9 protein-coding genes are annotated in these 12,520 nt (G+C 36.4%); 2 read left to right on the top strand and 7 right to left on the bottom strand.

The features are described 5' to 3' along the window. The first annotated feature begins 23 nt into the window (after positions 1-23). Positions 24-2,018, top strand: a complete 1,995-nt coding sequence (tkt, locus tag EK386_RS05155; protein WP_126657967.1) for a transketolase — start codon at positions 24-26, stop codon at positions 2,016-2,018. Positions 2,019-2,061: 43 nt separating this feature from the next. Here the strand turns inward: tkt and EK386_RS05150 are convergent, their stop codons facing one another. The 4 genes from EK386_RS05150 to adhP all read right to left on the bottom strand — a co-directional run bounded on the left by EK386_RS05150 (position 2,062) and on the right by adhP (position 7,732). Further along, on the bottom strand, positions 2,062-3,492 hold the full coding sequence (locus EK386_RS05150) for a sigma-54-dependent transcriptional regulator (RefSeq protein ID WP_126657966.1): 1,431 nt from the start codon (positions 3,490-3,492) through the stop codon (positions 2,062-2,064). A 17-nt stretch (positions 3,493-3,509) separates the two neighbouring features. Beyond that, positions 3,510-5,159 (bottom strand): sensor histidine kinase, encoded by a 1,650-nt coding sequence (locus tag EK386_RS05145; protein ID WP_126657965.1) that lies wholly within the window; start codon positions 5,157-5,159, stop codon positions 3,510-3,512. Between the two features lie 2 nt (positions 5,160-5,161). Beyond that, a complete protein-coding gene (locus EK386_RS05140) occupies positions 5,162-6,310 on the bottom strand; it encodes an iron-containing alcohol dehydrogenase (protein ID WP_126657964.1) in 1,149 nt (382 codons plus the stop codon). A gap of 411 nt (positions 6,311-6,721) precedes the next feature. Next, complete coding sequence (gene adhP, locus EK386_RS05135; RefSeq protein WP_126657963.1) at positions 6,722-7,732, bottom strand: alcohol dehydrogenase AdhP; 1,011 nt, start codon at positions 7,730-7,732, stop codon at positions 6,722-6,724. Positions 7,733-8,159: 427 nt separating this feature from the next. Here adhP and EK386_RS05130 point away from each other — a divergent pair, with 427 nt between their 5' ends. Beyond that, on the top strand, positions 8,160-9,842 hold the full coding sequence (locus tag EK386_RS05130; RefSeq protein ID WP_126657962.1) for a methyl-accepting chemotaxis protein: 1,683 nt from the start codon (positions 8,160-8,162) through the stop codon (positions 9,840-9,842). A 152-nt stretch (positions 9,843-9,994) separates the two neighbouring features. Here the strand turns inward: EK386_RS05130 and EK386_RS05125 are convergent, their stop codons facing one another. The 3 genes from EK386_RS05125 to liaF all read right to left on the bottom strand — a co-directional run bounded on the left by EK386_RS05125 (position 9,995) and on the right by liaF (position 12,518). After that, entirely contained in the window at positions 9,995-10,627 is a 633-nt protein-coding gene (locus tag EK386_RS05125) for a LuxR C-terminal-related transcriptional regulator (RefSeq protein WP_126657961.1), read from the bottom strand. Positions 10,628-10,791: 164 nt separating this feature from the next. Then, the gene (locus tag EK386_RS05120) at positions 10,792-11,838 is read right to left on the bottom strand and encodes a sensor histidine kinase (RefSeq protein WP_126657960.1); all 1,047 of its coding nucleotides are present in this window, start codon (positions 11,836-11,838) and stop codon (positions 10,792-10,794) included. Then, positions 11,835-12,518, bottom strand: a complete 684-nt coding sequence (gene liaF, locus EK386_RS05115) for a cell wall-active antibiotics response protein LiaF (RefSeq protein ID WP_126657959.1) — start codon at positions 12,516-12,518, stop codon at positions 11,835-11,837. Before liaF ends, EK386_RS05120 begins: the two co-directional genes overlap by 4 nt. Positions 12,519-12,520: the final 2 nt, after the last annotated feature.

The following is a 12,520-nucleotide window of genomic DNA, read 5'->3' as shown; positions in this document are numbered from 1 at the left end:
CGTACGAGAAAGGATGTCAAATAATGGCACAAAACGCGGATTTACAAGCAATTAATGCAATCCGAACACTATCAATTGATGCAATCGAAAAAGCAAATTCTGGTCACCCAGGTTTACCAATGGGTGCTGCACCAATGGCATATACGTTATGGACGAAGCAATTACGCCATAACCCACAAAATCCAACATGGTATAACCGTGATCGTTTCGTATTATCTGCTGGTCATGGTTCAATGTTACTATATAGCCTATTACATTTAGGTGGCTACGGCTTAGATATGGAAGAAATTAAAAACTTCCGTCAATGGGGATCAAAAACTCCAGGACATCCTGAATATGGTCATACTGTTGGGGTTGAAGCAACAACAGGCCCACTTGGACAAGGGATCGCGATGACTGTTGGTATGGCAATGGCGGAAAAACATTTAGCTGCTACATATAACAAACCAGGTCATGACATTGTAGACCATTACACATTTGCATTATGTGGAGATGGTGATTTAATGGAAGGTGTTGCTGCTGAGGCGATTTCTCTAGCAGGACATTTACAATTAGAAAAATTAATCGTACTTTACGATTCAAATGATATTTCTTTAGATGGGGATTTAGCAAAATCATTCTCTGAAAACGTACAAAAACGTTTTGAGTCTTATGGTTGGAACTATCTTCATGTTGCGGATGGTACAGATATTGATGCCATCAATACAGCAATTGAACAAGCAAAACAATCAAAAGGCAAACCAACATTAATTGAAGTGAAAACTGTTATTGGATTTGGTTCTCCAAATAAATCAGGTAAAGCTGATTCACACGGTGCTCCACTTGGCGCTGACGAAGTAGTACTTACAAAATCAGCTTATGGTTGGGGACACGAGCCTTTCCAAATTCCTGAAGAAGTTTATGCTACTTTCAAAGCTGCAGCTGAAACACAAGGAGCTGCACCAGAAGCAGAATGGAATGCAAAATTTGAAAGCTACAAAGCAGAGTATCCTGAATTAGCTGATCAGTTTATTAAAGCAATGAACAACGAACTTCCTGCTGATTTTGATGCAGAAGTACCTGTTTATGAGGCTGGTAAATCAGTTGCAACGCGTTCATCTTCTGGAGATGTAATCAATGCATTAGCGAAAAAAGTTCCTTCATTCTTTGGCGGAAGTGCTGACCTTGCTGGATCAAATAAAACAACGATGAAAGGTGCTGGCGACTTCTCACCAGAAACACCTGAAGGCCGCAACATTTGGTTTGGAGTTCGTGAATTTGCGATGGGTGCTGCATTAAATGGTATGGCATTACATGGTGGATTAAACGTATTCGGTGGTACGTTCTTCGTATTCTCGGATTATGTTCGTCCTGCAGTTCGTTTATCTGCATTAATGGGCTTACCTGTAACATATGTATTTACGCACGATTCAATCGCAGTAGGGGAAGACGGCCCAACGCACGAACCAATCGAACATTTAGCATCTTTACGTGCAATGCCAAATCTATCTGTAATTCGTCCAGCTGATGCGAACGAATCGGCGGAAGCTTGGAAATTAGCAGTAAGTTCTAAAGACGTTCCAACTGTATTAGTTCTTTCTCGTCAAAATTTACCGGTTCTTGCGAAATCAGCAGAACTTGCAAAAGACGGTGTAGCAAAAGGTGCCTATGTTGTATCACCAGCAACAAAAGAGACGCCAGATGCAATCTTAATTGCTACAGGTTCAGAAGTTTCTCTTGCAGTGGAAGCACAAGCAAAATTACAAGCTGAAGGAATTGATGCGTCTGTTGTTTCAATGCCAGCAATGGATCGTTTCGAGCAACAATCCGCAGAGTATAAAGAATCAGTTCTTCCAAAAGCAGTAACAAAACGTTTAGCGATCGAAATGGGCTCTTCATTCGGTTGGCATAAATACACAGGCTTTGAAGGCGATGTATTAGCAATCGATCAATTCGGTGCAAGTGCTCCAGGCGAAATTGTTATGGAGAAATATGGTTTCACTGTGGATAATGTTGTAGCGAAAGTGAAGGCATTATAAGGTGATAAAAAGGGGCATCCTCAATAAATGAGGAAATGCCCCTTTAAATTTTCCCTTTTTCATTAAGTAAATATTTTAATTGGCGAGTTGTGATGTTCAATGAATCGGCTGTTTTCTTTCGATCACCAACATGATTTTTTAATGATTTTAAAACAAATGAACGTCCGACTTGTTTTTCTAATTCCTTTACAGAAAATAAGACATCATCTAACTCAATATCATTGTGTCCATCCCATAAAGATAAAATATTTTTTGTCCAGCTCGTTATGAAGGATTCAAATTCATCATTCATTTGATAATTGTCCTCATTTTGATGGTTGTTTTGTAGAAGTTTTTCTGGCAAATATTTTGGAGTGACAATCGTTTCACCTTCATCCACTAAAGCAGCGGCTCGCTTGACAATATTAAATAGTTCGCGGACATTTCCTGGCCACATGTAGTTTCTCATTATTTCTAAACTTTCTCCTGAAAACGTTAGATGACTTGCATTTACCTTTTGTAAAAAATAATTTAAATATAGATTTAAATCTTCAATTCTTTTCCGTAATGGGGGGATATTCAGTTTTACAACATCTAATCGGTATAATAAATCTTCACGAAATGTTTTTTCTTCTACAGCTTGTACTAAGTTTTTATTTGTTGCCGCAATAATGCGGGTGTTCGTTTTACGGACAGCTTCACCACCAACACGATAATATTCGCCAGTTTCTAATACTCGCAACAATTGAACTTGAATTCCTAAGCTCGCTTCACCAATTTCATCTAAAAATAGAGTTCCGTTATCTGCAATTTCAAATATCCCTTTTTTTAATTTTACTGCTCCCGTAAAGGCTCCTTTTTCATGACCAAATAATTCACTTTCTAGTAATGTTTCCGGAATTGCGCCACAATTAATTCGAATAAAAGGTTGGTTATATCGTTGACTTATATGATGAATAAAGTTGGCAAGTACATCTTTACCCGTCCCCGTTTCCCCTTCAATGAGTATATTAATATTCTTTTTTGCAATTTTTTCTGCTAGTTTGGCAAGTTCATTCATAGCTGCATTTTCGCCAATGATAAAGCCAATTGTGGTAGCTAGTTGATTTGTTTCTGTTCGATTTGAAATGTATTCAGTACTTAGAAAATTGTCCAATGTTTTTTCTAATAGCTCCAAATCATCAAAAGGTTTTTCGATATAGTCATTAGCCCCATTTTTCAAAGCTTCAACGGCTGTTTTCACTGTACTGTAGCCTGTCATGATAATAGCTTTACACATTGGTTGAGATTTTTTTAATTGTTTTAATAATTGGATACCATTTGAATCTGGCAGTTTCATATCAATCAATGCTAGGTCAAAAGAAAGTTCAGAAATTAATGTAGTAAATTCGTTTTTGTTAACTGCAGTCTTTATGTTAAATCCTTTTTCTTCCAGTAAATGACGAAAGAAATTTCCAACTTCAATTTCGTCGTCCATAATTAAAATACGCTTCAAAAATGAACACTACCTTTCTATTGGAATTTAATTGGTAGTTTTAAGCTGAATTCACTACCTTCTTTGTATTTACTATCCACTTCTATCAATCCATTATGTTTTTCTGCTATCCCCAAGCTAACCGATAGACCCAGTCCTGTTCCTTTACCAGGTTCTTTTGTGGTGAAAAAAGGGTTAAAAATATCTTGCAATTGATGTGGTTGAATACCATTCCCATTATCTTTTATTGTGAGAACGACCCATTTTTTTGCTTTATCATAAAATTCTTTTGTTTCAATGGAAATGATTTTTTTAGGGGTATTTTTCTCTTCAAGGGCATCTTTTGCGTTGATTAACAAGTTTAGGATAATTTGTCCTATTTGCTGGATATTCCCGTAAACACTATTTATGTTCAATTGCAGTTGCTTTTCAATCGTAATATTTTGTTTTTTGAATTGATCTCCAATTATTTCCAATACTTGTTCTACAGCATCATTTATGGAGAATTCATCAAAACTATACTCGTCTTGGCGAGAAAAGGTAAGTAAATTTTGAATAATATTTTTAGACCTTTTTCCACAAGTATAAATACCTGATAATAGTTTATGGGATCGATCGTCTGATTTTGCATCACGTAAAAGTAATTGCGAATTTCCAAGAATCGCGGTTAAAGGGTTATTTAATTCGTGTGCTATCCCTGCTGCAATTTCTCCAATAGCTGCCAATTTTCCTGATTGAATAAGCTGTGCCTCCATTTTTCTTTTTTCAGTAATATCAATAATATAAATGATAAATGAATATACTTGTTGAACGTTGTTATAAATTGGATATGCACGCAATTCAAAAAGATGGTGATTGAAATGAAACTCTTGATAAAAATTTTCCTCAATAGATATACTCGATAAAAAATAGTTGTTTGTTCTAGGTAGATCAAGTATTGTTTGTAGGTCCTGGCCAATGATAGAAGTGTCAAAAAAATTTATTGCCGAAGTATTACATTTTAAAATGATCCCATTTGTATCAGTAATGAAAATCATATCTGATACTGCACGAAAGGTTTCTTCCCATTCCTTTTTTGAGTTTAAAACTTTATGGTACAACTGTACATTTTCAAAACAGACAGCAATTTGATCTGAAAGTTGTTGAAGAAATGATAAATCATCTTCACTAAAATGGTTTAATTCTTTTCTTCCAATACTTAAAACGCCAATGACTGCTTTTTTACTTACAAGAGGGATAATGAGAATACTTTGAATGCCTAACGACTGATATGCTTTTTCTTCTATATAAATTGGCGTGTGATTTTCCATTTTAAATAGTACTTTTTCTAAAGTAAGGATGGATTGCCAATAGAGAGATTTTTCTTTTTCAAACACATATCCCATAGGAAAGTAAAAGGAATCTAATGGAAAGACGTTTGATAAAACTAGTTGATTATTTTCATACAAGGACAAGCTCATTCGCTCGATTGCAATAAAGGGTTTTATTTTTTCAAAGATGTTTTTTAGCATTTCATCAATTGACATTTCAATATTAAGACTTTGCGTGACTTCATTGATGACTTCTAATTGCATATTTTTCTTTTTTAATTCTTCTACCGTAACTTTCAATTCACTGTAATAGCTTTTCTTTGAAGATTGTATTCCTGTCAATTTACCAATTAATGATTCTCGTTCTTTTAGTACCAAGTCTACCAGGCCTTTCTGAAAAGTTCTTCAATGGCTTCGACTGTGACATCTCTTGGATTTGTCAACATACATGCATCGTGGAGGGCAGTATAGCTCATTGTAGAAATTTCTTTATCTTCAACTTGTAATTCTGATAGTTTTTGTGGAGCGCCTATGTCAACGATTAATTGTTTTACTAAATCAATTGAGATCTTTCCTGCTTCCATTTTTGAAATAGTAAAATCCTTATGTCCTAGTAGATAAGCAATATCAGAAAACTTATCAGTATTTGCTAGTAAGTTATATTCCATCACATGTGGAAGAAGTATGGAGTTAATGTCTCCATGTAAAATTGGATATCTTCCACCTACTGCATGGCTCATCGCATGGACTGCGCCTAAAATTGCGTTTGAAAATGCAATTCCAGCTTGTAAACTTGCCATCGCCATATGAGTTTTCGCTTCTTTATTAAATTGTGATGCTACAGAACATCGCAAATATTTGCCTACAAGAGATATTGCATTTTTTGCGTGAACATCCGTTAAAGGTGTTGCGGCTAAACTAATATAAGATTCAATTCCATGTGTTAATACATCAATTCCGGTTGAAATGGTAAGATGAGTATTTTTTGTTACAAGTGTTTTAGGATCAACAATGGCAATATCAGGTATCAATGATTTTGAAATGATTGTCATTTTTTTTCGTTCTTTTGTATTTAAAATAATGGAAAATTGCGAAACCTCAGATCCAGAACCTGCTGTAGTTGGAACCATAATTTGGGGAGGGAGGGGATGCTTTATTTTGTCGACCCCTTCATAATCACGAATATGTCCTCCATTTGTAGAAAGGAGTGCGATTGCTTTTGCAGCGTCAATGGTACTTCCTCCACCAACTCCGATGACAGCATCACAATTTTTTTCTAAGTAAATTTCTCTACCTTTTTCGACTTCGTGGTCTTTAGGATTCACAGTGATATCTGTAAAGGTTGTATATTGCAATCCTACCTCTTCACACACTTTTACGACTTTATCAAGCCAACCAGCCTCTAATATGCCTTCATCACTTACAATGAGTACATTGGATGCACCTAATCGTAAACAACAATCCCCAATTTGAGAAATGGTGTGGTTTCCGAAAATGATTTCTGGTAATACAAATTTATGAACGTTCATATGTACCTCCTCCAAAAAATCAACTATATGTTGTATTCCATATAAAGGGTATAATCCCTTTTTTTCGAGTGTAGGAAAGTATAAGTTTAGGGATATCGACATCAATGCGACATCGATTTGTCTCATAATGACGATCAATCGTGCTTTTCTAAACAATCAATTACACCTTGGCGTAATTGCGTCCAGATTTCGGACTCGTGTTTGGGTCTGCACGATGCAGGTCAGTTAGCCGTTGTCACAGGATATGACGTTCTTAGGCTAACATCCTACAAATTCCTTTACGAAATCTGTGACATCCGCCGGGGCTTTATCTTCCTTCAGTAGAAGTGGGAGTCTTCTACTGAAGGAAGATAAAAAGGTTGCTCAACTCGAAATGATCGACTTGAACAACCTAGCATACTTAAAATTGAATTATAATGTTAAAACAATGCGCCCGTTAATTTTTCCTTCTTCCATTCTTTTAAATACATCGTTAATATTATCTAGTTCAGCCGTTTCAATGATTGCACGAACTTTGCCACGCGCAGCAAAATCAATCGCCTCTTGCATATCTTTTCTCGTACCTACGATTGAGCCTTTTACAGTTACTGCGTTTAATACAGTATCGAAAATTGGAATTGGTAGTTCATCATTTGGTAACCCAACTACGACTAGAGTACCACCACGTTTAACAGATTGGTAGGCTTGTTCAAATGCTTTTTTACTAACCGCAACACTTATCGCTGCATGAACACCACCTACTTTTTCTTTGATTACTTCAACTGGATCTTCTTTTAAACCGTTAATGGCAATATCGGCGCCTAGCTCAATGGCTAAGTTTGATTTGTCATCACTAATATCCACTGCAACGACATTCAATCCCATCGCTTTTGCGTATTGTAGTGCAATATGGCCAAGTCCGCCGATACCATAAATCGCAACCCATTCACCTGGTTTTGCCCCGGAAATCTTTAATGCTTTATACGTTGTTACACCTGCACATAAAATCGGTGCAATTTCAACAGGGTCAACGTTTTCTGGAATACGAGCAACATAATCTGCGGGAGCTTTACAATATTCCGCATACCCACCATCAACAGAGTAGCCACCATTGAGTTGATTTGGGCAAAGTGTTTCTTGTCCAGCTAAGCAATATTCACAGTCACCACATGCTGAATACAACCAAGGAATCCCAACGCGATCTCCAACTTTAATAGACGTTACATCTTTCGCAATCTCAACAACAACACCAACACCTTCATGACCAGGGATAAGAGGTAATTTCGGTTTCACTGGCCAATCTCCATGAGCTGCGTGTAAATCCGTATGGCAAACACCACAAGCTTCTATCTTTACTAAAATTTCACCGCTTTCTAATGTTGGCTTTTCAACCTCCTTAATTTCTAACGATTTGTTAAACTCATTAACTACAGCTGCTTTCATTAAATTCCTCTCCTTTTCGGTTTTATACTTTATATATAAGCAAAAAGCATGCCAAAGACTAAATGTGTAAAGAATAGGATTTTAAGAGATTACAAGATTGTAAAGGGCCGAAATTTTGTCTACATAGAACAAAAAAATGTTTATTAAGCTAGAAAAAAGTACATCAGAAAAAATATCCAATGTACTTTGTATTTTACAAGTCGTTTTGAAACGTATAGACAACTACCTGAATTTGATCCTCACTCATGTGTAGGGAATGGTAAAACACATAATATTGTCGGTTTTTAACGAATATATCTCTCTTAAGTCGCATAATTGTCACTTATTCATAATTTCTAAATTTTTATTATATGCTAATTTGCCCTTGTCTATATTGCCTGTAAATAGGTACGATAAATTGTAAATATAGTACAAAGGTGGTGCATTTATGCGGTTTTCTATAAAGAGAAAAATGTGGATTGGTTTTGCTTCGCTACTCTTTTTGCTTATCGTAGCAAGTAGTTTAGCTATAATAGGCCTTTTTGATTTAACAAATCGATATAAAGATATATTAGAAGTTGATATGCAAAAAATATCTCACATAACAGAAATAGAAAATAGTCAAAGAATAATAGCAGCAACACTTTTAGAGTATGTATCATTTAAAGATCCTGATTTATTAAGCATAATTGATACAGAAGTTAAAAATGGCATTACTACTGCTGAAAATGACATTGAGATCGGAACTGATGAACAATCAGCTAAGTTATATGAAGAGTTAAAAGTTAATTCTGAAAATTATATTGCAACGAATAATAAACTCATTCAACAAATACAAATGGGACGACTAAATGAAGCTACTTTTGTAGAATCAAAACTACAAAATGAAAACATAATTAGCATATTGAATGAATTAGAACAAATTCATGAAGAGAAAATTGCCCAGGCGCAAAAAAAATTAGATTCTTATCAATCTACTGCCATCACGATCATTATTAGCGTAACGATTTTTAGTATTATTTTAGGAATAATTATTTCTACATTAATTAGCAGGGTAATTTCTAAACCGATTATTAGAGTAACAACGGCCCTTGAAGAAGTAGCCAATGGAAACTTATTAACCGATCCTATTAAAATAAAAAATAATGATGAGATTGGAAAAATGGCCGAAACATTTAACAAAATGTTATTAGATATTCGAAATGTAGTAACGAGTGTGCGTGAATCTTCAATACAAATCGCAGCGAATGCAGAACAGTTATCAGCTAGTACTCAAGAAACATTAGCTTCTGCTCAAGTGGTGTCAACTTCCGCAGAACAACAAATGTTAACTAGTAATCAACAATCCAGTTTGATGAATTCATCTGTTCAAGCAATAACAGAATTAAATGACGGGGTTTCACAAATTTCCTCAGACAATGAGTTAATGCTACGTTCGACAGATGGAGTACAAAAGCTAGTTCAAACCGGTTCTTCTGTTGTAACAGATGTTGCCAATCATATGAATACAATCCATAATACTTTCCATGAAACAACAGCGATTATAAAAAATGTAGAAAAGCAGTCCAATGAAATACAAACTATTACATCACTCATAACAGATATCTCTGACCAAACGAATTTACTTGCATTAAATGCAGCAATTGAGGCGGCTCGTGCAGGAGACTATGGCAAAGGGTTTGCTGTTGTTGCGGATGAGGTTCGTAAATTAGCAGAGCAATCAAAAAACTCTGCTATAGAAATTACAGCAATGGTACAACAAATTCAAAATGCAAGTAGTGAAGCGGTAAAGACAATTTCTATTGGTGGCGATAAGGTAGAACAAGGATTATGTAAAACAAATGAATCTTTGGATGTATTTAATGAAATCGAAACGAGTGTTGGAGATGTGGTGATTAGAGTAGAATCTGTATCAGCTGCAATTGAACAAATTCAAGCGATGACTGATAATGTTAAGGAAAGTGTCGTTCAAGTTCAATCACTTGCGAATAATGCAGTTATTTTAGCAGCTAATACGAGTGGGGCAACAGAGGAACAAGTGGCAGCTAATGAGGACATTTCTACTAATGCAAGTTCTTTAGCAAATTTAGCAGAACGACTTCAAACAGAAGTAAGGCATTTCAAAGTTTAATCCATTACGCTTTTACGAAATCTGTGACATCCGCCGGGGCTTGAACCTCTACTGAAAAGGTTACTTTTTAGACACTCCTCTCCCACTTATAGAAGATAAATAAAACGGGTATTCATGTGGAGGAACGTGAATGCCCGTAATTTTTGTGTGCCTTATTTAACTAGACCATTTTGGAACGCATACACAACAGCTTGTGTACGATCTTGTACTTCTAATTTTGATAAAATGTTGCTTACGTGGGTTTTGACTGTTTTTAGTGCAATGAATAATTCGTCCGCGATGTCTTGGTTTGTTTTCCCTTGAGCGACTAGTAAAAGGATTTCCATTTCTCTTTCCGTTAATTGCTCGTGAAGAGGGGAGGAGGCAGCACTTCGCATTCTTGAAATCATTTTTGTCGTAACTTCTGGCTCTAATACTGGTTGGCCGGTTACTGTTTTTCGAATCGCATCGGCAATTTGTTTGGCATTTGATGTTTTTAATATGTAGCTAACTACGCCTGCTTCTAATGCTGGGTACACTTTATCGTCATCTAGGAAACTTGTCACCATCATTATTCGTGCTTCTGGCCATTGCTTAATAATTTCAGCAGTCGCTTCAGCACCGGTCATGACGGGCATTACATTGTCCATCAAAATAATTGTTGGTTTTAATTGGAGAGCTAGTTCGACCGCTTGCGCACCGTTTTCAGCTTCCCCGACAACGGTCATATCTGGCTGTGCAGACAAATAAGCAGATACCCCGATTCGCACCATTTCATGATCATCTGCAATCAAAATGTTTATCACAACGTCACCTCATTCAAATGTTTAATCTTATATAAAAGTATTTAAATTAATCCCGCCAAATTTCCAATGTATTCCGCCAAAAGTTAGGAAAATCCCGCTAAATTTCAGATTAATCCCGCCAAAAATTAAAAAAATCCCGCCAAACTCCAGTGATTCATTAAAATTTATTCCTTTTCCTGCTCTGCCTCAGCTAAAATCTCTTTCTCCCCAAGCGGCACCTTTACCTCCACAATGGTTCCAACATCTGGTACGGAGACAATTTTGTACGTGCAGCCGATTTCAACTGCGCGTTCGGCGATGTTGCGTAAGCCGTAAGAAGTAGATTTATCTTCTTCGATGTTAAAACCTTGACCGTTATCCTGGATGCGCAAGATGCCGATGTTGTCACGGGCTACTAACAGCAATTCTACCTCAGATGCTTTTGCGTGACGGAGGGTATTGGATAATGCTTCTTGTGCAATACGGAACAGGTGATCTTCCTCGGCTTTGGACAATTCAATTTCCTCGATTTGATACTCAATATGGAAATAGACTTTTTGTTGCAGCTCGACGATGAGTTCGGTTAATCCTTGTGCTAACGTATTGTTTCGTAAAGCAATTGGTCGTAAATGTAATAGTAGTGCACGCATTTCCAATTGGGCTTGTTGGACGATTTTTTCTACTTGTTGCAATGTCTTTTTAGAGGAACCCAACTCATCCTCTTGTTCTGTGACCGCTGATAACAACATAGACGCTGCAAATAGTTGTTGGGATACCGAGTCATGAAGTTCACGAGCGAGTCTTTGGCGTTCGGCGATGATTCGTTCTTGAATGATTTTGTCATTGGCTTCCGCTTTTTCATTTGTTAACCGTTGTAAACTTTTCCGTTGCGTTTCAATTAATTCGTTCGCTTGAAGTAAGGCCTTTTTTAGTGCGCGGGAAATATTATTTTTCTTTAACGTGAAATCTGGGTCCACCACTTGCTTAACATAACGAGTAGCAGCATTTTCTCTTGTTTTGGCGATAAAACTCATCCAAATGCTAACGAGTAAACTAATCGCACCAATAACAAAATACATAATGGCAATAAGAGGGATTTCCTGTACATCCTGTTCCCATAAAAGACGCCAATTTTCTTCAGTTGGTTCACCTAAAATTAAAAAGAGGAAACTAAACGCCATTCCACTTAGTATAAATACGAGGGTGATGGTACGAAATATAAATGATATCATTTCCGAATCACCTCCACATCGCCAAGCCATGTTGCTACATGAATGACTAGTTTTCGTTTTGCTTCTTCCGGATTACCATCTTCAAATACGATTTGCTCATTAATCAAACGTTTTGAAGATTTGCGAAGTAGTTTTGCTTCACCTAAAATTGTTGAAAATTGTAACCGGAATGGTACCTCATAAGGAACGACAACCATTACTTTACCAATCGATTGGCGAATGGAAATGACAGAAGTTCCAGCAGGTAAGATCGTTTCTGTCGTGTCGATTGTAATATCTCCAAGAAAACGTTGGATTTGAACGTCTTGCCATTTGTAGTTTTCAATAGGTACAGAAGTTGTTCCAATGAGTTGGTTGTTTTCAATGGATTTTACTTGGAAATCATTCGTATCTACAACGACAATTTTTGGTTCCTTTGTTGCATGTTTATATAGAAGGTAAATGAGTACGCCGACAATTAATAGGCGTAAACTCCAAACCGTTAAGACCGCCATAAATAGGAAGAAGCAACCGACCCAGAAAAAGCTTCTCTTATTTTTAGAAAAACTATAGTAGATGAGGAGTGCCCCGATGATCAGTAAAAAGGCACCGCCATTATTAAAAATTGTCAGCTCGACGAACACAATTAATAGCACAATAATTGAAATAAACGTCAGTTGGTCCGTGCTAAATCTGCTCACAA

The sequence above is a fragment of the Lysinibacillus antri genome, from assembly GCF_003977595.1.
GTDB classification, from domain to species: Bacteria; Bacillota; Bacilli; order Bacillales_A; family Planococcaceae; genus Ureibacillus; species Ureibacillus antri.
Note: the sequence above shows the minus strand (reverse complement) of the source record. Positions and strands in the feature narration are given on the sequence as shown.

Bases quoted from the DNA above. Each gene is read 5' to 3' on its own strand.
- tkt (WP_126657967.1), top strand. From the start codon at position 24: ATGGCACAAAACGCGGATTTACAAGCAATTAATGCAATCCGAACACTA.
- EK386_RS05140 (WP_126657964.1), bottom strand. From the start codon at position 6,310: ATGAACGTTCATAAATTTGTATTACCAGAAATCATTTTCGGAAACCAC.
- adhP (WP_126657963.1), bottom strand. From the start codon at position 7,732: ATGAAAGCAGCTGTAGTTAATGAGTTTAACAAATCGTTAGAAATTAAG.
- EK386_RS05130 (WP_126657962.1), top strand. From the start codon at position 8,160: ATGCGGTTTTCTATAAAGAGAAAAATGTGGATTGGTTTTGCTTCGCTA.
- EK386_RS05120 (WP_126657960.1), bottom strand. From the start codon at position 11,838: ATGATATCATTTATATTTCGTACCATCACCCTCGTATTTATACTAAGT.